Genomic DNA, 21,293 nt, shown 5'->3' with positions numbered 1-21,293 from the left:
CCCGGGGGCTACGCGCTCGCCGTGGCCGCGCTCGTGGATGCGGCGGTCGCGCCCGAGGAGGCGCCGGCACGAGAACCGGCACCGGCCTCAGCCCCGGCACCCTTCGACCCACGCTTGGTGCGGCCAGGGACGACGAGTCGCCCGAGCAGCGCGAGCAGGCCGTCGACGACCAGCGCGAGCCCCGTGACGAGGACAGCGCCGACCAGCACGCGCCCGTAGTCGGTGACGGCGAGGCCGTCGAAGATGTAGCGTCCGAGGCCGCCGAGGTTCACGTAGGCGGCGATGGTCGCCGTGGCGATGACCTGCAGCACCGCGCTGCGGAGCCCCGCGACGATGAGCGGCATCGCGTTCGGCAGCTCGACCTGCCACACGATCTGCCACTCGGTCATGCCCATGGCGCGCGCCGCATCCACCGTCGCGCGGCTCACGTTCGCGACACCCGAGTAGACGCCGGCGAGGAGCGGGGGCACGGCGAGCACGACCAGCGCGATCACCGGCGGGAACAGTCCGAGGCCCATGAGCAGCACGAGCAGCGTCATGAGACCGAGACTGGGGAGCGCTCGCAGCACGTTGGCGGTGGCGACGATGAACGTCGTGCCCTTGCCCGTGTGGCCGATGACGAGACCGAGCGGGAACGCGATGACGGCGGCCAGCGCGACCGCCAGCAGCGAGTACCAGAGGTGCTCGCCGACCCTGGCTGGGATGCTCGCGGAGCCCGCCCAGTTGGCCGGGTCGAGGAAGTAGGACAGCATCTCGTTGAACATCAGATGTCCCCCTTCGCGATGACGGTGTCGAGCATGGCGGTCTCGGTGCGCTCGTTCGGTGTGCGCCTCGACGCCCGCTTCGCCTTCACGCGGTCGCTGCGCAGCCACGGGGTGGTCGCGACGCCGATGATCGCGATGACGCGGTCGAAGATGAACGCGAGCACGAGGATCGTGATGATGCCGGCGAAGATCTGGTCAGGGTAGTCGCGTTGGAACCCGGCGGTGAAGAGCTGGCCGAGGCCGCCGACGCCGATGACGGCGCCCACGGAGACCAGCGAGACGTTGGTGACCGCGACGACCCTGAGCCCGGCGACGAGCACGGGGATGGCGAGGGGCAGCTCGACTGCGATGACGCGCTTGATGGGCGAGTAGCCGATGGCGCTCGACGCGTCCTTCACATCGTCCGGAACCGCGTCGAGCGACTCCAGCACGGTGCGGATGAGCAGCGCCGTCGAGTAGAGCGTCAGCGCGATGATCACGTTGAGCGGGCTGATGATGGGCGTGCCCACGATCGACGGGATCACGACGAAGAGCGCGAGCGAGGGGATCGTGAAGACGATGCTCGCGACGATGATCGCGACGCCTCGTCCGCGCGGTCGCCCGACGAGGAGCATCCCGAGCGGGAGGGCGATGACGAGGCCGAGCACCGTCGGCACCACCGACAGCACGGTGTGCTGGATGATGATCGGCCAGACCGTCTCCCAGTTCGCGATGAGCCAGTTCATGATCGCTCGCCGCTCGCGTCCGCGACGCGGGCGAAGACGGCCTCGCCGCGCACCACTCCGGTGGCCACGCCGGCCTGGTCGACGACGATCGCGAGGCCGGCCGGGGAGGCGAGCACCGCATCCAGGGAGCGCCGCAGGTTGTCGTCGAGCGTCACGACCGCGCCGACCGGGACGCGCAGCGAGCTCGCACGGTGCAGCCACGCGTCTGGGCGGCCGTCCTCGTCGACCGCGAGCGACCACTCGGCCGTGTGCCCATCGAGGCCGATGATGCCGGCCACGGCGTCGGCGAGGGGCTCCGCGGTGAGCGAGGCGTCCCGGAAAGTGAGGGCGCGGTAGCCGCGGTCCTTCGAGATCATGCTCGACACGAACGTGTTGGCGGGCCTCGTCATGACCTCCTCGGCTGCCGCGTACTGGTGGAGCACGCCACCCGGCCCGAAGACGGCGATCTTGTCGCCGAGGATGAGGGCCTCGTCGATGTCGTGCGTGACGAACACGATCGTCTTCTTCAGCTCGCGCTGCAGCCGGATCATCTCCTGCTGCAGCTCGTCGCGCACGACCGGGTCGACGGCGCTGAACGGCTCGTCCATGAGCAGGATGGGCGGATCCGCCGCGAGGGCACGGGCCACGCCGACGCGCTGCTGCTGGCCGCCGGAGAGGTCGGCCGGGTAGCGGTGGACCAGCTCGGGGCGGAGGCGGACGCGCTCGATGGCATCCATGGCCTTCGCTCTGGCCTCCTTCGCGGGGACCCCCTTCAGGCGCAGCACCGTCGCGACGTTGTCGAGCACGGTGCGGTGCGGGAAGAGGCCGGCGTTCTGGATCACGTACCCGATGCCGAGGCGCAGTTGGGTGGAGGGGACGTCCGCGACGTCCTTGCCCGCGACCGTGATGCGGCCGCTGGACGCGTCGATCATCTTGTTGATCATGCGCATCGACGTGGTCTTGCCGCATCCGCTCGGACCGACGAAGGCCGTGAACGAGCCCTCCTCGATGTTGAGGCTGAGGTCGTTCACCGCCGTGGTGCCATCCGGATACGTCTTGGTGACGTTCTCGAAGGTGATCATGCTGCTCCTTGGCTGGTGACGGGTGGTCGTTGGGCGAGCGTGGAGCTCACGCGTCCTGCACGTGCTCGCTCAGCTCGGCGATGTCGGCGCGCACGCGGTCGATTCGCTGAGAGGTCATGATCGCCGGGTCGTTGAGGGCGAGGGTCTCGCGGATGCGCTTCGAGAGCTGCACCACAAGCGGAGCGCGGTCCTTCATGCTCGGGGCTGGCGCGGCGACGCCCACGCCGACGGCGAGGAGCCCCTCGATGGCGAGGAGCCGCTCGGCCGCCTCGAGGCTGTCCTCGAGGAGCCGCACGGCCAGGTAGCCCTGCGCGTTGTGGTCTTCCACGCCGTCGCCGACGACCCCGCCGAGGTGCGAAACCGGCGCCGCGAGCTGCTGCAGGCGCGCCATGAGCGACGACGCCGTGTTGGCGAGGATGACGGGCACGAACGGATGGTCGGCGTCGTCGATCGACAGCACCTGCTCGACGAGCGACCGCTCGGACCGGAGGCGCCTGATCATGAGCGAGCAGCGCCGCTCGCTCATGATGCCGAAGTGCGCGAGCAGCAGGCGCACGGAGTCGGCCGTGATGGCCATCTGGATGGTCGAGAAGTTGCCGTTCGAGATGATGACGTCGTTGTCGATGTCGATGTACGGGTTCTCGCTGCGCGCGTTCAGCTCGACCGTGACCGACTCGCGCAGCACATCCGCCTGCTCGATGAGGGTGCCGTGCACCTGCGGCACGGTGCGCATGGAGAGCGGGTCCTGCAGGGAGCCCGCCGTGGCCGGCCCGTAGGCGCGGCTCGAGCCGAGCAGGGAGCGGAAGCGCGCGGCCGCCCTGATCTGGCCGGGGTGGGGCCTGGCCGCGACGACCTTCTCCTGGAAGCCCTTGACGCTGCCGTTCAGGGCGTCGAAGGTGTGGGCGACGACGAGGTCAGCGGATGCGGTGAACCGGTCGAGCCGCACGGAGGTGAGGGCCGCGATGCCGACGGAGGCGGCGTTCGCCCCGACGAGCGCGAGCCCGTCCTTCGCGGCGAGCTCGAGCGGCACGAGGCCGGCCGTCGCCAGCGCCTCGCGGGCGGGGACGGTCTGCGTGCCGGTCTCGTCGAGCACGCGCCCGCGGCCGACGAGCACGTTGCCGACGGCGGCGAGCATCGACAGGTCGGCGGCGCCGACGGACCCCTCGGAGGGGATGGCCGGGGTGACGCCGCATTCGAGCAGGCAGCGCAGGCCCTCGAACAGCGCCGTCGTGGCGCCGGAGTTGCCCTGCGCCATGACGGCGAGGCGCGCGAGCATCACGGCTCGCGCTTCGATGGGGGTGAGGTTCTTGCCGACCGCCGCGTCGTGGGAGGCGAGCACGAACAGCTGGAACGCGTGCTGCAGCTCCTCCGGGATCTCCTGGTCGCGCAGCGGCCCGAGGCCGCGGTTGACGCCGTACGCGGGCTCCCCGCGGGCCATGACGCTCTCGATGACGCCCCGCGCCTCCGCGAGCCGGACTCTGACGTGCGGGTCGATGTCGAGGTGGCCGACCGTGACGGCGAGCCGCTCCAGGATCCGCGGCGTCATCCGGTCGCGGCCGATGACGAAGCTCGTCAGCGGCAACGCCCCCTCTGCGCTGGTGCCAGCGAGCGCGTTGACTCCGGCCGAGGAGGCGTCCGTGACCGACCGCTTGCCCTGCGCTGCCCGCTTGCTGGGGCGCATCGTGGGTCGCACGTGCGGCCGTTCGGCGTCTGCGTGCTGCTGCATCCGGAACTCGCTTCTCGTAGATCTTGGAGCTGGAGGTGAGGAAAGCGGGGAGAGTCGGTCGGGAAGTCGGTGGTTCAGGGTGTTGCTGCTGAGAGGGTGGATGCGGCCGGACTCGCCCGCATCCACCCTCGCAGCGTCACCGCATGATGGGGAAGCGGAGCCTAGGCGCCGAGCAGGCCCTTCTCGGTGAGCCAGTCGGTCGCGGCCTTGGTGGGCTCGACCTTCTCGTCACCGGAGACACGCGTGTTGAGGGCGATGAGCTCGTCGGTCGTCAGCTGCGCCGAGATGGCGTCGATGACCTCAGCGACCTCGGGGGTGAGCTTCTCGGTGTTGCCGACAGGGATGACCTGCTGGGCCGGGAAGTTGTTCTTCGGGTCCTCGAGCACGACCAGGTCGTTCTCGACGATCGCGGGCGACGTCGTGAAGATGTTCGCGACCTGCACCTGTCCGCTGACCAGCGCGTCGACCGTTGCCGGTCCGCCACCATCGGCGATGGGGGTGAACGCTGCGGGCTCGACGCCGTAGTTCGCCTTCAGGCCAGGCAGACCCTGCGGGCGCTCCTGGAACTCGGCCGGGGCACCGTAGGTGATCTCGGCGTTATGGGCGGCGAGGTCGGCGATGGTCGTCAGGTTCCACTTCTCAGCGGTCTCCTTCGTGACGACAACCGCGTCCTTGTCCTCGGCGTCGGCCGGGGTGAGGCCCGTGAGCCCCTCCGTCTCGAGCGCTGCGGTGAGGTTCGTGTTGATGGTCTCCGCGTCCGTCGTCTCTGCCTCGGGGTCGAGGAAGATGAGGAGGTTGCCCGTGTAGTCGGGGATGAGGTCGATCGATCCGTCCGACAGCGCGGGGATGTAGGCCTCGCGCGAGCCGATGTTGAACTGCGTCTCGACGGTGAAGCCGGCGTCCTTCAGCGCTTCCGCGTAGAGGTTTCCGATGATCTCGGACTCTGGGAAGTTCGCCGAGGAGACGACGATCGTGTCGCCGGATGCGGCACCACCGTCGGTGCCGCCAGCATCGGGAGCGGTCGGGTTGGAGCAGGCCGAGAGGAGGCCGATCGCTGCGAGTGCAGCGATGCCTCCGGTAATCAGACGCTTCTTCTGCATTGGGGGTCCCCTATCTTCGGCGGTAGCCAGAACATCAGTGAGTTCGGCCATCTTAGGAATGTGCCCCATGAATTCGGAGCGCGCTTCCCGGATAGCGCGAATTAACTCTGTGTTACGTGCGCAACGTCGCGGACCGGCCCGGTGTTCCCGAACCAGATGCGGCGCATCCTCAGTACATTCGCACGAATTGGGCGAAGTCAACCCTCAGCGCGCGCGGAAGCCAAACCGGGTAGAAATGACCACGTGACGACCTCATCCTCGATCCCGCTCATCGCCGTCATCGCGACGGGCGGCACCATCGCCAGCACGACGACGGCATCGGGCGCGACGACGCCGAGCCTCGGGGCGGATGCCCTGCTCGAGGGAACCGCAGCGCACGGCGCCCAGCTGCGCGCCGTGAACCTCATGGCCGTCGACTCGTCGAGCCTCACGCTCGCCGACATGCAGTCGATCAGCGACGAGGTGCGACGCCAGGTCGAAGACGACGAGGTCAGCGCCGTCATCGTGCTGCACGGCACCGACTCGATGGAGGAGACCTCGCTGCTCACGGACCTGCAGCTCGAGAGCGACAAGACCGTCGTCTTCACCGGCTCGCAGTTCACGGCCGAGTCGGAGTCGCCGGACGGGCCTGCGAACGTCGCGGCAGCCCTCGCCGCCGCGCTCGACCCGGAGAACCGCGGCCGAGGCGTGCTCGTCGCGTTCGGCGGCAGGCTCCTCAAGGCGTGGGGGCTGACGAAGGCCTCAGCAGACCGCGCGGACGCGTTCCGCAGCGTCACCGACAAGCCCGCCCGCCGCCTGCACCTTCCCGCGCCCGTCGCCGGCATGCGCGTCGACACCGTCGCGGTCAGCCCCGGCGCTGACGCGACCCACCTGCATGCGAGCCTCGAGGCCGGCGTGCAGGGCATCGTCCTCGTCGGCCTCGGCTCGGGCAACGCGAGCCAGAGCGTCGTCTCCGCGGCCTGGGAATGCCAAGCATCGGACATCCCGCTCGTCGTGTCGAGCCGCGTGCCGTTCGGCGTGCTCAAGGCCAGCTACGGCGGAGGCGGAGGCGGACACGACCTCGCGGTTGTCGGCGCCATCCACGCGGCCGTCCTGCGGGCCGGCCAGGCGCGCATCCTGCTCGCCGCCCTCATCGCCAACGAGGCGACGCCCGAGGAGATCGCGGCGGCCTTCGCCGCCGAGTAGCGCCGCGGCGCCGCTGCGCCCGCCGAGGCACCACCGGCGCGACCAACATCCGTGAGATGCAGACACCCGCAGCCCCGAAACCGGCTCAACTCACGCGTAGCTCACGCAAGTTGGTCACGGCCCCGCGGCGCCGCCCTGCCCTGTTCGGCCGCCGAGCTGAGGCTCGCCCCGCGGCCGCGCGACCAACATCCGTGAGATGCAGACACCCGCAGCCCCGAAACCGGCTCAACTCACGCGTAGCTCACGCAAGTTGGTCACGGCCCCGCGGCGCCGCCCCACGCAGGCGCTGCGCCGAGACTCGCCCCAGCCGCCCCAGCCGCCGTTCCGCCGCCCGCGCGTGACGCCCAAGTCCCGCCGGCGCGTGGCCAACATCAGTGCAATATCGACGCCCGCAGCCCCGAAACCGCCTCAACGCACGCGTAGCTCACGCAAGTTGGTCACGTCGCGGGCGAACGGCACCGCGTGTCCGCCGCGCCCTCGCCTCTCGGCGAGACGCGACGGCTCGTGTTCTGCCCTAGCTGGCGTAGCTGCCGACGAGGCGCACCGCGCCGCCATCGACGCCCTTGGCGCCCTGCTCGAAGCCGTCGAAGTCGCGCGACTCGGTCGAGATCGTGCCGGCAACCCACGACGGCAGGCCAGCGGCTTCGAGCCACTCGACGACCGCGGATGCACGCTGGGCGTCGACGACCGCGAACATCCCGATCCCGAGGTTCCAGGTGCCTTCCGTCGACTCGAGGTCGGTGCCCGCGAAGCCCGCGAGGACGCGGAAGATGTCGTTCGGCGACCACGCGCCGCGGTCGAGCTCGATCCAGGCGCCCTGCGGAAGGACTCGCGCGAGGTTGGCGGCGATGCCGCCGCCGGTGACGTGGCTGAAGGCGTGCACGGCGCCATCGAGGGCAGGCTCGGCGAGGAGCTTGACGAGGGGGCCGGTGTAGAGGCGGGTCGGCTCGAGGAGCACTTCGCCGACGACGCCGCCGAGCTCCGCGGAGGTGTCGGTGAAAGCGAGGCCCTGGTCGGCGACGATGCGGCGCACGAGCGAGTAGCCGTTCGAGTGGAGGCCGCTCGAGGCGATCGAGATGACGACGTCGCCGTGCTGCACGCGCTCCGGTCCGAGCATCCGGTCAGCCTCGACGACGCCGACCGCGGCGCCCGCCACGTCGTAGTCGTCGGGCCCGAGGAGGCCAGGGTGCTCTGCGGTCTCGCCGCCCGTGAGCGCGGTGCCGGTCTCGGCGCACGCCTTCGCGATGCCCTCGACGATCGAGGCGATGCGCTCCGGCACGACCCGGCCGCAGGCGATGTAGTCGGTCATGAAGAGGGGCTCGGCGCCCACGACGACGATGTCGTCGACGACCATGGCCACGAGGTCCTGGCCGATCGTGTCGTGCTTGTCGATCGCCTGCGCGATCGCGACCTTCGTGCCGACGCCGTCGGTCGACGTGGCGAGGATCGGCTTCGTGAACGAGGTCAGACGCGAGGCGTCGAAGAGCCCGGCGAAACCGCCGACGCCCCCGAGCACTTCCGGTCCGTGGGTCGCCTGGACGGCGCGCTTCATGAGCTCGACGGCGGTGTCACCCGCACGGGTGTCGACGCCAGCGGCGGCGTAGAGGTCGTTGCCTGACACAGAATGCCCTTTCCTCGGGGGGATGCGCCCAACAGCCTAGTGCGCCGCGAACGTGACGCCGGAAGCGAACCCTCTCCACGCGGGTGCGCGCGGATCCGCGAGCTGTGACAAAATCGGAAAATCGTTCAGGGCGCCTCGGTGCCTCATCACACTCGTGGCCCTCGCGGGCCTCGTCAAAACTGTGGCCCTCGCGGGCCTCATCACATCAGTGGCCCTCGCGGGTCCGGTCAAATCAGTGGCCCTCGCGGGCCCGCTTACCTGTGCTTGGAGCTCCCCCAGCGTGTGCGGCATTGTTGGTCACGTCTCGACCAGTCCCGTCAACCAACAGATCTACGATTCCCTCCTGCTCCTGCAGCATCGCGGTCAGGACTCGTCCGGCATCGCGACGGCGGACGGTGACACCTTCCACATCGCGAAGGTCAAGGGCCAGGTGCGCGAGGGCTACCGCACCCGCGACATGCGGAACCTGCTCGGCAACGTCGGCCTCGGCCACGTCCGCTACGCGACGGCCGGCAGCGCGAAGAGCGACGACGAGGTGCAGCCGTTCTACGTGAACGCGCCCTACGGCATCGTCCTCGTGCACAACGGCAACCTGACGAACACGCGAGAGCTGCGCAAGGAGCTCTTCAACGTCGACCGCAGGCACCTGAACTCGTCGAGCGACACGGAGCTGCTGCTCAACGTCCTCGCGAACGAGCTGCAGCACGGCATCAACGGGGACGAGCTCACGCCGGATGACCTGTTCGATGCGATCTCCCGCCTGCACGACCGCGTCGAGGGCTCCTACGCATCCGTGGCCCTGCTCTCCGGACACGGGCTGCTCGCGTTCCGCGACCCGTTCGGCATCCGCCCCCTCGTGCTCGGTCGACGCGACGACGAGCACGGCCGCGACGAGTGGGTCGTGGCGTCCGAGTCGCTGGTGCTGGAGTCCGGCGGCTACGACCTGGTCCGCGACGTGGAGCCGGGCGAGGCCATCTTCATCACGATGGGCGGCGAGCTGTACTCGCGCCAGTGCGCCGTGAACCCGCGCCTCGTGCCGTGCTCGTTCGAGTACGTGTACCTGGCCCGCCCCGACTCCGTCATGAACGGCATCTCCATCTACGAGTCGCGCCTGCGCATGGGGAAGACCCTCGCCTCGAAGGTGGAGCGCAGCATCACCGCCGGCGACATCGACGTGGTCATGCCCATCCCCGACTCGGGCAGGCCGACCGCGATGGAGATGGCGAAGACCCTCGGCATCGACTACCGCGAGGGCTTCTACAAGAACCGCTACGTGGGCCGGACATTCATCATGCCGGGGCAAAAGGTGCGCAAGAAGTCGGTGCGCCAGAAGCTCAACGCGCTCCCGACGGAGTTCCGCGGCAAGAACGTGCTGCTCGTCGACGATTCGATCGTGCGCGGCACGACGTCGAAGGAGATCGTCGAGATGGCGCGTCAGGCTGGCGCGAACTCGGTGACGTTCGCGTCCGCTGCACCGCCGGTCCGCTACCCGCACGTCTATGGCATCAACATGCCGTCGCGCGGCGAGCTCGTGGCCTCAGGCAGGTCGATCGAGGAGATCGCGTCGGTCATCAGCGCCGACCGCCTCGTGTACCAGGAGGTCGGGGACCTGTTCACGGCCATCACCGAGGGCTCCGACGTGAAGGAGCTCGACATGAGCTGCTTCGACGGCAAGTACGTGACGGGCACCGTGACTCCCGAGTACTTGGCCTGGCTCGAGCTCAACACGAAGAGCTAGCCGAGCGGGACAGACCTCCGGGAAACGCATGTTCGTCACACGACGAGCATGCGTTTTCCATAGGTTCCCGCGGGGACGCTCGGTGCGTTTCGGCCGCCGAGCGGGGTCGGTGCGCAGCTCTGCGCGCCGGTAGAGTCCCGTGCATGACCGACGCGCACCCCGCACCCCGCAATCGCACGCGCGACCTCACGCAGGTCGCCGTGTTCGCCGGCATCGTGGCCGCGCTCGGAGTGGTGCCGGCCATCACGATCCCCGGCCCCGGAGTGCCGATCACCCTGCAGACGCTCGGCGTCATGCTCGCGGGCGCCGTGCTCGGCTCGAAGCGCGGCTTCTCGGCGCTGCTGCTCTTCGACGTCCTGGTGCTCGCCGGGCTCCCGCTTCTCGCGGGCGGCCGCGGCGGGCTCGCGGTGCTCGCGAGCCCCACGGTCGGCTACTTCATCGGCTTCCCCATCGCGGCGTTCGCGGTCGGCTGGCTCGTCGAGCGCTTCGGCAACCCGTTCCGCATTCTCCCCGGCATCGTCTCGACGGCCGTCGGGGGCGTGTTCGTGCTCTACCTGCCCGGGATCATCGGCGTCGCACTCGTGGCGAAGATCGGCTTCGGGGCCGCCGCCCTGTCGGCGCTTGCCTTCCTGCCGGGCGACCTCGCGAAGGCCGTCGTCGCGGCGCTCATCGCGCGAGGTGTGCACAAGGCCTACCCGGGGCTCCTCCCCGATCGGCGGCGGCGCGACCGGCCGACCTCGCCAGACCAGGCAACGGCACCGGCAGTGGATGCGTGAGGCCGGGGCCGCCGTCGCACCTCGCGGGCGCCTCCTGAGCCGGGGCCGCGCATGATCGAGCTGCGCGACGTGAGCGTGAGCTTCGGCGATGGCGCGCAGCGTCGCTCCGTGCTCGACGGCATCTCGGTGACGCTCGGCGAGCAGCGGATCGGCGTCATCGGCGCGAACGGCTCCGGGAAGTCGAGCCTCGCGAGACTCCTCAACGGGCTGCTGCTGCCCTCGGGCGGGACCGTCTCGGTCGAGGGCTTCGACACGAGGCGCGCCGGCAGGGAGGTGCGACGTCGGGTGGGGTTCTGCTTCACCGACCCCGACTCGCAGATCATCATGCCGACCGTGGGCGAGGATGTCGCCTTCGGGCTCGGTCGGCGCGGCCTGAGCAGGGCGGAGATCTCCGCACGCACGGCTGCGGCGCTCGAGCAGGTCGGCCTCGCCGACCGCGCCGACCATCCAGCGCACCTGCTCTCCGGAGGGCAGAAGCAGCTGCTCGCCCTCGCGGCCGTGCTCGTCACCGAGCCGAGCATCCTCGTGCTCGACGAGCCGACGACGCTCCTCGATCTGCGCAACTCGCGCGCGATCGCGGCGCGTATCGCCACGCTCCCCCAGCAGGTGGTCCTCGTAACGCACGACCTCGAGATCCTGGCGGGCTTCGACCGCGTGCTCGTGGTGCACGAGGGGCGCCTCCACTTCGACGGGCCCCCGCGGGATGCGGTCGCCGCCTATCGCGCTGCTGTCTCACTCGAGGGCGGGCTGTGACTCCCCTTCCCGTGACCGCGAGGGTGGAGGCGGAGGCGTGGGCTTCGGCGGGGGCTCGTGGCTGACCGCGGAACGGCACTTGCCGTCTACGTGCCTGGCAGCTCCATCATCCATCGCCTGCCTGCCGGGCTGAAGCTGCTCGCGCTCGTGGCTGCAGGGGCGGCCGTGCTCGCGCTCGGCTCACCGCTCTCCGCCGGCATCGCCGTCGCGGTCGCGGCGCTCGGCTTCGCTGCGGCGCGCCTTGGCGCTCGATACGCGTGGCGCGGCGTGCGCCCGACCTGGATCTTCCTGCTCGGCATCTTCGCCTTCCAGTGGTGGTCCGCCGACCTGTCTCGGGCCGTCGGCGTCGTCGGCTCGATCGTCGCTCTCGTACTCGCGGCGACGCTCGTGAGCCTCACGACCCGCACCACGGACATGATCGACGCCATCGTCTGGCTGCTGGGGCCGCTGCGTCGAGTGGGCGTGAACCCCGACCGCGTCGCCCTGCAGCTCGCCCTCGGCGTGCGCGCGGTGCCGCTCGTCGCCGAGCTCGCCGAGACCGCGAGGCAGGCACAGTACGCTCGGGGCCGTCGCGGCAGCCCGCGGGCATTCGCCGTGCCGCTCGTCGTTCGTGCGCTGCGCCGCGCCGACGCCATGTCCGACGCCTTGCACGCGCGGGGCCTCGACGACTGACGATGGCCCGCCTGCTGCCGGTGCGCTAGGAGCGGTTTTCGAGCTCGTCTGCGCGGATCAAGCGCGCGTCGACCGAGCGCTTCGCCGATACGCGACCCGCGATGTACCCGGCAATGCCGCCGAGCGCGAGCGTGACGGGCACCGTGAACGCGAGGAGGAACGCGAACACCTGGATGCGGGAGAACACCTCGTTGGGCGGGAACGCGAACGTGAGGATCGTCACGAGGACGACGCCGACGATCGCACCGAGCACGAGGAAGCTGCTCATGCGAGGGACGTGGTGGACCCTCGCCGCCATCTCCCGAACGCCGTCGTCCTCGTCTTCGTCCTGCTCCTCGAACTCGGCGAGTTCAGCGTCGTAGCCCTCGAACTCGCGTCCGGCGTCGACCTCGCGGCCTGCCATGGTGTCGCCGCCGTCTTCGGGGCGCGACTGAGTGGGTTCGTTCTCGCGGAGCATGCATCCATTGTCGCGCAGTTCGCGGGGAGCGTTCGCAGACTCCGCGGGGAGCGCCGCGGCGCTTCAACGAGCAGGGCGAGCAGACCGTGCAGGGCGTGGCGCGCCCCTCAGCGGCGCACGAGCGGCAGCCAGGGCGAGACGTCGGCGCGGGTTCCGGATGCGCGCACCCGGTTCGCCTCGAACGCCTCCTGCCAGGTCACGCGGCCAGTGGCGAGCTCGAGCCAGGTGTCGACGTCGAGCTCGATGACGTTCGGCGGCGTGCCGCGGGTGTGGCCTGGGCCCTCCACGCACTGCACGGCACCGAACGGCGGTACCCGCACCTCGACGCTCGCGCCCGGGGCGCGGTCTTCGAGAGCCTGCAGGGTGTAGCGGACGGCCGTCGCGGCGTCGGCGCGGGGCGTCGGGCGGCCCGCGGCGCGGGCTTCGCTCCAGGCGGTGATGGCTCCGAGCCCTGCGGCGTCGGCGATTCGGGGTTTCGGCACGCCCCCATTGTGCGACAGGCCCGGCGGGCGCGGTGCGAACGTGGAGCCGTGTGTGGCGGCCGGGTGTCGCCGTGCGGTCATCTGCGTTCACGCGGCGGCACGAGCCGTCGTCCCCGGTTAGGCTGGTGCGGTGAGAATTCTCGTCCTCGGATCCGGTGCCCGCGAGCACGCAATTGTTGCCGCCCTCCACAGCGAGCGCGCACACTCGATCGTCACGGCCCCGGGCAACCCCGGCATCGCCGCTGAGTCTGAGGTGATCCGGCTCGACGTGAACAACCCGTCGCTTGTCACCGACTTCGCCAAGGACGAGAGCTTCGACCTCGTCGTCATCGGCCCTGAGGCCCCGCTCGTCGCGGGTGTCGCCGACGCGCTGCGCGAGGCCGGCATCCCCGTCTTCGGCCCATCGAAGGCCGCGGCCACGATCGAGGGGTCGAAGACGTTCGCGAAGGACGTCATGTCCCGCGCCGGTGTCCCCACCGGTGGCGCGCGCCTCGCGGAGACGCTCGACGAGGTCGCCGCCGCCATCGATGAGTTCGGTGCACCGTACGTCGTGAAGGCCGACGGCCTCGCCTCGGGCAAGGGCGTCATGGTGACCGAGAGCCGCGAGGACGCGCTTGTCCACGCCGAGCACTGGCTCGCTGCCGGGCCCGTGCTGGTCGAGGAGTTCCTCGACGGCCAGGAGGTCTCGCAGTTCGTCTTCTCCGACGGCGTCAACGTGCGGGCGCTCCCGCCCGCCCAGGACTTCAAGCGTCTCCTCGCCGGTGACGCGGGGCCGAACACGGGCGGCATGGGCGCGTACACGCCCGTCCCCTTCCTCAACGAGCGCTTCGGCGGGGAGCGCGCCTTCTCGAAGCTCGTCGTCGATCAGGTCGCGAAGCCGGTCGTCGACGAGATGCGTGCCGCCGGCACCCCCTTCGCCGGGCTCCTCTACTGCGGGCTCATCGTCACGAGCGCGGGCATCCGCGTCATCGAGTTCAACGCCCGCTTCGGCGACCCCGAGACGCAGGCCGTGCTCGAGCGTCTCGACCAGCCGCTCTCCGAGCTCCTCTACGCCTCCGCGACCGGCACCCTCGGGCACCTGCCCGAGGAGCTCGCGATCGCCGACAACGCGGCGGTCACGATCGTGCTCGCGAGCGAGGGCTACCCGGAGGACGTGCAGTCGGGCCGCACCATCGCCGGGGTTCCGGATGCGCTGTCCGAGCCGAACGTGAAGGTGCTGCAGGCCGCGACCACGCAGCGCGACGACGACACCCTCGTGACGAGCGGTGGCCGCATCCTCAACGTCGTCGGAACCGGAGCGACGATCGCCGAGGCTCGCGCGTTCGCCTACCAGGGCCTGTCTCGCATCCACATCGACGGCGCCCAGTACCGCGCGGATATCGCGGAGCTCGCCGCCCGCGAGCAGCAGTCGTGACCGACGCCGCCAGCGCTCCGGCCCTCGAGGGCTGGTCGCATGTGTCCTCCGGCAAGGTCCGTGAGGTGTACGAGACCGCCGACGACAACCGCGTGCTGCTGGTCGTCGCGAGCGACCGCGTGAGCGCGTTCGACCACATCCTCTCCCCCGGCATCCCCGGCAAGGGCGCACGCCTGACGGCGCTGAGCCGCTGGTGGTTCGATCGCATCGACGTGCCGAACCACCTCCGCGAGCCGTCCGGGTGGGGCGCCGCGTTGCCGGCCGACACCGCGGCACGCTCCATGCGTGTCGTTCGCCTCGAGATGTTCCCCGTCGAGTGCGTCGTGCGCGGCTACCTGACCGGCTCCGGGCTCCTCGAGTATCGCGAGCACGGCACCGTGTGCGGCATCCAGCTGCCGCTTGGCCTCGAGGACGGCGACCGGCTGCCGACGCCGATCTTCACTCCCGCGTACAAGGCGCCCCAGGGCGAGCACGACGAGAACATCAGCTTCGAGAAGATGATCGAGCTCGTCGGCCTCGACGACGCCGTCGCGCTGCGCGACCTCTCGCTGCGCATCTTCCGCGAGGCATCGGCCATCGCCGAGGAGCGCGGAGTGATTCTGGCCGACACGAAGTTCGAGTTCGGGCGCAACCCAGCCAACGGCGAGATCACGATCGGCGATGAGGTGCTCACAAGCGACTCGTCCCGGTATTGGGATGCGACGCTCTACGCCGACGAGAGCCTGCCGCTGAAGCAGCGCCTGTCGTCGTTCGACAAGCAGATCGTTCGCGACTGGCTCTCCGCGAATTGGGACAAGCAAGGCCAGCCGCCCGAGCTTCCCGCCGAGGTCATCGAGCGCACGCAGGCCCGCTACGCGGAGCTCTTCGACCGTCTGGGCGTCCGCGCCTAGGTCCGCCTAGGTCCGTCCGACGCCCCTGGAGCGCAGCTCCGCCTTGGGTGCCTGCTCATCTCGTCGTAGAATCGCCGTCGGCGGCGCACACACTGTCGCCCTCCGCTGGGCTTGACGACCCGGACTCCCTCCTGGAATCCCGCACGCGCATCCGCGTGTGCCCTCACCGGCCGTTCCCTTCGCGCTCCTCCCTTCGAGACTGGAACTTCGCCGTGACCTCCTCCCACGCCTCCGCGCCCGCTGCAGCTTCGGCGGCCCCAGCCGCGCTCTCCCCCGAGCAGCGCCAGTCGGTGCTCCGCACCCTGCGGTCGCCGCGCCTCCTCAAGGTCGAGGTGCTCGGTGGACTGGTCGTGGCGCTCGCGCTCATCCCCGAGGCGATCGCCTTCTCGGTCATCGCGGGGGTCGACCCTCGGGTCGGCCTCTTCGCCTCCTTCACGATGGCGGTCTCCATCGCGATCCTCGGCGGCAGGCCCGCCATGATCTCCGCGGCGACGGGCGCCGTCGCCCTCGTGATCGCGCCCCTCATGGCCTCGCACGGCCTCGACTACCTCATCGCCGCCGTCCTCCTCGCGGGGGTCCTGCAGGTGCTCCTCGCAGTGCTCGGTGTGGCGAAGCTCATGCGCTACATCCCGCGCCAGGTGATGGTCGGCTTCGTCAACGCGCTCGCGATCCTCGTGTTCCTTGCGCAGGTGCCGGAGCTGCTCGGGGTGCCGTGGCTCGTGTATCCGCTCACCGCGCTCGCGCTCGTCATCGTGTTCGGTCTGCCGCGGCTGACGACCGCCGTACCGGCCCCGCTTGTCGCGATCGTCGTGCTCACGCTCATCACGGTGCTCGCGTCGGTCGCCGTGCCGACCGTTGGCGATAAGGGCGAGCTGCCGAGCACGCTGCCCGGGTTCTTCATCCCGGATGTGCCCCTCACCTTCGAGACGCTCCAGCTGCTGTTCCCCTTCGCGCTCGCGATGGCGTTCGTCGGGCTTCTCGAGTCGCTCATGACGGCGAAGCTCGTCGACGACATCACCGACACCCGCTCCAGCAAGACGCGGGAGGCGTGGGGGCAGGGCGCCGCGAACATCATCACCGCCTTCTTCGGCGGGATGGGCGGCTGCGCGATGATCGGGCAGACGATGATCAACGTGAAGGCGTCCGGCGCTCGCACGCGCATCTCGACGTTCCTCGCCGGCGTCTTCCTCCTCCTGCTGGTCGTGCTGCTCGGCGACCTGGTGGCGCTCATCCCGATGGCCGCGCTCGTCGCCGTGATGATCTTCGTCTGCTGGGCGACGTTCGACTGGCACTCGATCCGCCCGTCGACGCTGCGCGGCATGCCCCTGAGCGAGACCGCCGTCATGCTCGTGACGGTCGTCGCGACCGTCACGACCCACAACCTCGCGATCGGCGTCGGCGCCGGCGTGCTGTGCGCGGTGCTGCTCTTCGCGCGCCGCGTCGCGCACGTCGTGCAGGTGCGCCGCACGCTCTCGGAAGACGGCGCCGTGGCTTCGTACGCGGTGACGGGGCAGCTGTTCTTCGCCTCCTCGAACGACCTCTACGCGCAGTTCGACTACGCCGCCGACCCGGCACGCGTGGTCATCGACCTGAGCGCGGCGCACGTCTGGGACGCGTCGACGGTCGCCGCCCTCGACGCGGTGATCGAGAAGTACAAGAAGCACGGCGCCTCCGTGGAGGTCGTCGGCCTCAACGACGAGAGCGAGACCCGCCTGCAGCGGATGCGCGACGTGCTGCCGGGCGGCGGACACTAGAGCCGCTCAGGGCTCGCCGCGCGCCGCCCCCGTGCGCGATCATGGACGCATGGAGTTCTCGTTCTCGAATCCGCTGTGGCGCTGGGAGAAGCGGCGCGAGCTGTGGACGTTCGTGAGCCTCAGCGAGGACGCCTCCGACAGGATCGCCGCGGCCACGGAGCGCTTCACGCACGGCTTCGGCTCGGTGCGGGTCGAGGCGACCGTCGGCGGATCGACGTGGCGCACCTCGATCTTCCCGAGCGACGCCACCTACATCCTGCCCATCAAGAAGGCCGTGCGGGAGGCCGAGGGACTCGAACTGGATGCGCCCGTCGTCGGCAAGGTGCGGCTCGTCGACGTGGAGGACCCGCAGCGGTAGGGGGCGCATCCAGCCACACTCTCAGTGCGCGAGTACGGGAGCCGCCGCTGCCTCCGCCGGTTCCTGGCTGAGGGATGCGCCGTGACCGCGGCGGCGGAACAGCAGCGCGGAGACCACTGCCCCGACCGCGAAGAAGCCTGCACCCCACCAGTAGGCGGCCGCGTAGCTGGCGATCATCGAGTCGCCGACCGCTGCGGGCCCGTGCTCGACGAGGTAGTCGGCGGCGGCGGTCGCGGCGAGCGTGTTCAGCAGGGCCGTGCCGATCGACCCGCCCACCTGCTGGCTCGTGTTGACCATGGCCGACGCGACGCCTGCGAACTGGCGGTCGACACCGAGCGTCGCCGTCTGCATCGACGCCGGCATGATCGTGCCCATCGCGAACCCGATGAGCATGAGCGGCGGCATGACGTGCCCCGCGTACGTGCTCGACGCATCCAGGAACGTGAGCCACACCATGCCGCTCGCGCCGAGCGTCATGCCGATCGGGACGAGCACCTTCGGACCGAAGCGCGGCACCAGCAGGTTCGTGCCGAGCTGAGCCGCGAGCACGAGCATCCCGATCATGGGCAGGAACGCGAGACCGGTCTGGATCGGCGAGTACCCGAGCGTGAGCTGCAGGTAGTACGTGACGAAGAGGAAGATCCCGAACATGCCGGCACCGGCGATCATGACCGACAGGTAGGCGGCACCGCGGTTGCGGTCGCGGACGATGAAGAGCGGCAGCAGCGGATGCCCGGCACGCGTCTGCCAGAGCACGAACGCCACGAGGAGCACCGCGGCACCCGCGAGCATGCCCCACGTGAGCGGGGAGTCCCAGCCGTCGGTCTCCGCGTTCGAGAAGCCGTACACGAGGCCGAAGAGGCCGCCGGAGACGAGGAGGGTGCCCGGGATGTCGAGCTTCGGGCGCGGGCCGGAGCGCGAGATGGAGGGAACGTAGATGACGGCGCCGACCAGGGCGACGGCCGCGATGGCGACGTTGATATAGAGATTCCAGCGCCAGTCGAACGCCTCGGTGAGCACGCCGCCGAGGAGCAGGCCGACAGCTCCGCCTGCGCCGGCGATTGCGCCGAACACACCGAAGGCGCGGGCGCGTTCCTTCGGGATCGTGAAGGTCGTGGTGAGCACAGCGAGGGCGGTGGGGGCGAGCAGCGCGCCGAAGACTCCCTGCAGTGCTCGTGCAGCGACGAGCAGCTCGAACGAGGGCGCGGCACCGCCCAGTGCTGAGGCGATCGCGAAGCCGATGAGGCCGATGACAAACGTGCGCTTGCGGCCCATGAGGTCGGAGAGGCGACCTCCGAGCAGCAGCAGGCTTCCGAAGGCGAGCGAGTACGCGGTGACGATCCACTGGCGCTGGCCGTCGGAGAAGTCGAGGTCGGCCTGCGCAGACGGCAGGGCGATGTTGACGACCGTCGCGTCGAGGACCACCATCAGCTGGGCGAGGCCGACGACGATCAGCGTGAGCCAGCGGCGACCGTCGGTCGCAGGGGTTGAGGTTTCGGACATGCGGCTCACCATATACGAGACTGAGTCGTTTCGGATACCTTGAGTTTCGTAATGTCGCGAGCTAGGCTGTGACCACAACGAGAGGTGGTTTCGATGACGCAGACTGACCTCGCCGACAGCTCCCCCGCAGCACCGGCGACCGAGGCGACTGGAGCGGCGAGCGCACCCGCGGCACCGACCTCGCAGTCCCCGGCAGGCGCCGAGAAGAAGCCAAGGCTCGGCCGCAAGCGCGACCACACGCGAGACACCGACATCCTCGAAGCGGCACTGGATGTGCTCGCCGAGACGGGCTACGACGGCATGACGATCGACATGGTCGCGACCCGCGCGAAGGCCGGCAAGGCCACGCTCTACCGACGCTGGGCCTCGAAGTCGGACCTCGTACTCGACGCCGTCGCCTGCATGAAGTCGAAGGACCTGGACCTCGCCGCCCTCCCGGACACGGGCTCCCTGCGGGGCGACCTGGTCGCGCTGGTGCGCCCGCCGAGCATCCGCGACGCCGAGCGCAAGCTCAACGTCATGACGGGGGTCGTCTCGATGATCGCCCGCGACCCCGAGATGGCCGCGGCGGCCCAGGAGGCGATCGTCGCACCGAGGGCAGCCGCCAACCGCGCCATCTTCGAGCGGGCGATCGAGCGCGGGGAGATCTCCGCCGACGTCGACCTCGACACCCTGAGCACGATCGCACCGGCCATGGCCGCCTTTCGCACACTCATCCTGCGCCGCTCCCCCGACCGCGACTTCCTGATCGGCATCATCGACAACGTCGTGCTGCCTGCAGCCAAGCGCGGCGCGCCCACGAGCTGAGCATCCGCCAGAAGCAAGCGTCAGGCAGAAGCACCCGCCCGAGGCGAGAAGCCTGCACCTCCCTCACTCTTGTGGCGGTTCTGGGGAGGAGAAGGGGCGGGAGAGGGCCCGAGAGGGCGGACGGGGCCGGGGCACTCCAAAAGCAGTGGCCCTCATGCGCGAGGCGCGCAGAAGGGGAGGCGCCTGGGCTTTCCTCGCGAGAAAACGACGGCCCCTCCCCTGCGCCGCCCCACTGATTGAGCAGCAGGCGGGATGAGCTCGGCACGCTCCGGGTGTCGCGACGCGGCGCGGCCGAACTCAGTTCAGGAAGCGGATACGGCAGGCCTGCGCACGCTACGCGGCGGGCACCAGGATGTCGCGCACGAGCGCGTCGAGCTGCGCATCCGCGTCGAGGAACTGGCGGAGCGTGTTGCGTGCCGCGCCGAAGTCCTGGAACTCCTCAGCGGTCATGCCATCGACCTCGTAGGCCCGGCGGAACTCGCTGAGGGTGTTCAGCTCCTCGAGGATCCCGGCCTCCACGGGAACGCCGATGCGATCCGCGACAGGGATGTCGTTCTCATTGATGCGCGCCTGCCAGTCGAACGGCGGCGAGACGACGAGGTCTCCGCCCACGAGCTCCGACCACTGGAGCTGGTTGCGGAATGCCGCCGAGAGCACGCGGCTGCGGTAGCGACGCTCCTGGAACACGGCGTGCGCGCGCTTGAGCGCCGCGACACCTGCCCACTCGAGGATGCCGGGAGTGACGAGGATGCGGTTGGCGGTCGTCCACTTCTTGAGCCAGTCGTCGAGGCGCCCACCCATGATGGTGACGACATGCCCGAACTCCTGCTCGGGGAGACCGTCGGCGGCTCGGCGCTCGAGGGCGCGCTCGAGGGCTGCACCGACCGCGACAGCCTGCGGCACGGTGAAGCTGAGGGTCGCGTTGATGCTGACGCCGCGGTAGGCGGCTTCCTCCATGGCCTCGATACCCGTCTTCGTGGCGGGGATCTTCACGATGATGTTCTTCGCCAGCTTCGAGAACTCCTCGGCCTGGTCGGCGAGGGCAGCTGCGTCGCGGTGCAGGCGCGGGTCGGTCTGGATGGAGAGGCGGCCGTTGCGGCCTCCGCTGCGCTCGAACTCCGGTTCCAGGAGGAGGGCCGCGTTGATCGAGAGGTCGCGCACGGCCTGCCAGCCGATCTCCGACTCGCCCCACGTGGGGTTCTGCGCCGCGATCTCCTTGATGCGCGGGCCCCAGACGTCAGGGCGCTTCTTGATGGCGGCGAAGGCGATGACGGGGTTGCAGGTGGCGCCGACCGCGCCGAACTCGATGGACCTCGTGAGCTCCTCGGGGTCTGCGGAGTCGTTCCAGAGGGCGGTCTTCGTGTTCTGCGCCGCCCAGGCGAGGGGTGCGAGCTTCGTGGCTGAAGTGCCGTTGTCACTGGACGGCGCTGTGTCGAGCAGGGTCATGCTGTTCTCCTCATCGGTGGCGGATGCCCGGGGTCGCCGGTGCCGCGGCGGCCACACACCC

General features: G+C 70.1%; 20 protein-coding genes. 10 read left to right on the top strand and 10 right to left on the bottom strand.

The window, feature by feature from the left end; translation table 11 throughout:
- Window positions 1–8: 8 nt before the first annotated feature.
- The 5 genes from C5E05_RS13495 to C5E05_RS13475 form a co-directional block, all read right to left on the bottom strand.
- Window positions 9–764: an ABC transporter permease gene (locus C5E05_RS13495; RefSeq protein ID WP_104342187.1), complete on the bottom strand. Its 756-nt coding sequence runs from the start codon at window positions 762–764 to the stop codon at window positions 9–11.
- The gene (locus C5E05_RS13490; RefSeq protein ID WP_104240165.1) at window positions 764–1,489 is read right to left on the bottom strand and encodes an ABC transporter permease; all 726 of its coding nucleotides are present in this window, start codon (window positions 1,487–1,489) and stop codon (window positions 764–766) included. The genes C5E05_RS13495 and C5E05_RS13490 overlap by 1 nt, the downstream gene beginning before the upstream one ends.
- Window positions 1,486–2,550: an ABC transporter ATP-binding protein gene (locus C5E05_RS13485; RefSeq protein ID WP_104305819.1), complete on the bottom strand. Its 1,065-nt coding sequence runs from the start codon at window positions 2,548–2,550 to the stop codon at window positions 1,486–1,488. The genes C5E05_RS13490 and C5E05_RS13485 overlap by 4 nt, the downstream gene beginning before the upstream one ends.
- Before the next feature lie 46 nt (window positions 2,551–2,596).
- Window positions 2,597–4,276: an aromatic amino acid ammonia-lyase gene (locus C5E05_RS13480; RefSeq protein ID WP_104240163.1), complete on the bottom strand. Its 1,680-nt coding sequence runs from the start codon at window positions 4,274–4,276 to the stop codon at window positions 2,597–2,599.
- A 161-nt stretch (window positions 4,277–4,437) separates the two neighbouring features.
- Window positions 4,438–5,376 carry an ABC transporter substrate-binding protein gene (locus C5E05_RS13475; protein ID WP_104240162.1) on the bottom strand — a complete coding sequence of 313 codons (939 nt, stop codon included), beginning with the start codon at window positions 5,374–5,376 and terminating at the stop codon, window positions 4,438–4,440.
- A 243-nt stretch (window positions 5,377–5,619) separates the two neighbouring features.
- On the opposite strand from C5E05_RS13475, the gene C5E05_RS13470 reads away from it, so the two are divergent.
- Window positions 5,620–6,561, top strand: a complete 942-nt coding sequence (locus tag C5E05_RS13470; RefSeq protein WP_258064866.1) for an asparaginase — start codon at window positions 5,620–5,622, stop codon at window positions 6,559–6,561.
- A gap of 514 nt (window positions 6,562–7,075) precedes the next feature.
- Here the strand turns inward: C5E05_RS13470 and purM are convergent.
- Window positions 7,076–8,182 (bottom strand): phosphoribosylformylglycinamidine cyclo-ligase, encoded by a 1,107-nt coding sequence (gene purM / locus C5E05_RS13465; RefSeq protein ID WP_104240161.1) that lies wholly within the window; start codon window positions 8,180–8,182, stop codon window positions 7,076–7,078.
- Between the two features lie 280 nt (window positions 8,183–8,462).
- Between purM and purF the strand changes: the two genes are divergently transcribed.
- The 4 genes from purF (at window position 8,463) to C5E05_RS13445 (ending at window position 12,121) form a co-directional block, all read left to right on the top strand.
- A complete protein-coding gene (purF, locus tag C5E05_RS13460; protein WP_104240160.1) occupies window positions 8,463–9,920 on the top strand; it encodes an amidophosphoribosyltransferase in 1,458 nt (485 codons plus the stop codon).
- 143 nt (window positions 9,921–10,063) lie between these two features.
- Complete coding sequence (locus C5E05_RS13455; RefSeq protein ID WP_104240159.1) at window positions 10,064–10,696, top strand: biotin transporter BioY; 633 nt, start codon at window positions 10,064–10,066, stop codon at window positions 10,694–10,696.
- A gap of 51 nt (window positions 10,697–10,747) precedes the next feature.
- The gene (locus C5E05_RS13450) at window positions 10,748–11,449 is read left to right on the top strand and encodes an energy-coupling factor ABC transporter ATP-binding protein (RefSeq protein WP_104342186.1); all 702 of its coding nucleotides are present in this window, start codon (window positions 10,748–10,750) and stop codon (window positions 11,447–11,449) included.
- Window positions 11,450–11,506: 57 nt separating this feature from the next.
- Window positions 11,507–12,121 (top strand): energy-coupling factor transporter transmembrane protein EcfT, encoded by a 615-nt coding sequence (locus C5E05_RS13445; RefSeq protein ID WP_104342185.1) that lies wholly within the window; start codon window positions 11,507–11,509, stop codon window positions 12,119–12,121.
- Between the two features lie 25 nt (window positions 12,122–12,146).
- Here C5E05_RS13445 and C5E05_RS13440 read toward each other — a convergent pair whose 3' ends face one another.
- Together C5E05_RS13440 and C5E05_RS13435 are read right to left on the bottom strand one after the other, a co-directional pair.
- The gene (locus C5E05_RS13440; protein ID WP_104298107.1) at window positions 12,147–12,578 is read right to left on the bottom strand and encodes a hypothetical protein; all 432 of its coding nucleotides are present in this window, start codon (window positions 12,576–12,578) and stop codon (window positions 12,147–12,149) included.
- Between the two features lie 107 nt (window positions 12,579–12,685).
- Window positions 12,686–13,060, bottom strand: coding sequence for a sterol carrier family protein (locus C5E05_RS13435; RefSeq protein WP_104342202.1), 375 nt, complete (start codon window positions 13,058–13,060; stop codon window positions 12,686–12,688).
- Window positions 13,061–13,190: 130 nt separating this feature from the next.
- Here C5E05_RS13435 and purD point away from each other — a divergent pair, with 130 nt between their 5' ends.
- From purD to C5E05_RS13415, 4 genes are all read left to right on the top strand, one after another.
- Window positions 13,191–14,474 carry a phosphoribosylamine--glycine ligase gene (gene purD / locus C5E05_RS13430; protein ID WP_104342184.1) on the top strand — a complete coding sequence of 428 codons (1,284 nt, stop codon included), beginning with the start codon at window positions 13,191–13,193 and terminating at the stop codon, window positions 14,472–14,474.
- Window positions 14,471–15,364, top strand: coding sequence for a phosphoribosylaminoimidazolesuccinocarboxamide synthase (locus C5E05_RS13425; RefSeq protein WP_104298105.1), 894 nt, complete (start codon window positions 14,471–14,473; stop codon window positions 15,362–15,364). Before purD ends, C5E05_RS13425 begins: the two co-directional genes overlap by 4 nt.
- A 212-nt stretch (window positions 15,365–15,576) precedes the next feature.
- On the top strand, window positions 15,577–17,118 hold the full coding sequence (locus C5E05_RS13420; protein ID WP_181059581.1) for a SulP family inorganic anion transporter: 1,542 nt from the start codon (window positions 15,577–15,579) through the stop codon (window positions 17,116–17,118).
- A 49-nt stretch (window positions 17,119–17,167) separates the two neighbouring features.
- Entirely contained in the window at window positions 17,168–17,476 is a 309-nt protein-coding gene (locus C5E05_RS13415) for a DUF1905 domain-containing protein (RefSeq protein WP_104240152.1), read from the top strand.
- A 21-nt stretch (window positions 17,477–17,497) separates the two neighbouring features.
- On the opposite strand, the gene C5E05_RS13410 is transcribed toward C5E05_RS13415, so the two are convergent.
- On the bottom strand, window positions 17,498–18,979 hold the full coding sequence (locus tag C5E05_RS13410) for an MFS transporter (RefSeq protein WP_181059579.1): 1,482 nt from the start codon (window positions 18,977–18,979) through the stop codon (window positions 17,498–17,500).
- A 93-nt stretch (window positions 18,980–19,072) separates the two neighbouring features.
- Between C5E05_RS13410 and C5E05_RS13405 the strand changes: the two genes are divergently transcribed.
- Window positions 19,073–19,786 carry a TetR/AcrR family transcriptional regulator gene (locus C5E05_RS13405; protein ID WP_104298101.1) on the top strand — a complete coding sequence of 238 codons (714 nt, stop codon included), beginning with the start codon at window positions 19,073–19,075 and terminating at the stop codon, window positions 19,784–19,786.
- 333 nt (window positions 19,787–20,119) lie between these two features.
- Here C5E05_RS13405 and C5E05_RS13400 read toward each other — a convergent pair whose 3' ends face one another.
- Window positions 20,120–21,232: a transaldolase family protein gene (locus C5E05_RS13400; RefSeq protein ID WP_104342182.1), complete on the bottom strand. Its 1,113-nt coding sequence runs from the start codon at window positions 21,230–21,232 to the stop codon at window positions 20,120–20,122.
- Window positions 21,233–21,293 lie beyond the last annotated feature (61 nt).

The sequence above is a fragment of the Pseudoclavibacter sp. AY1H1 genome, from assembly GCF_002931055.1.
Lineage (GTDB): Bacteria > Actinomycetota > Actinomycetes > Actinomycetales > Microbacteriaceae > Pseudoclavibacter.
This window is presented reverse-complemented; position numbering and strand designations above follow the sequence as displayed.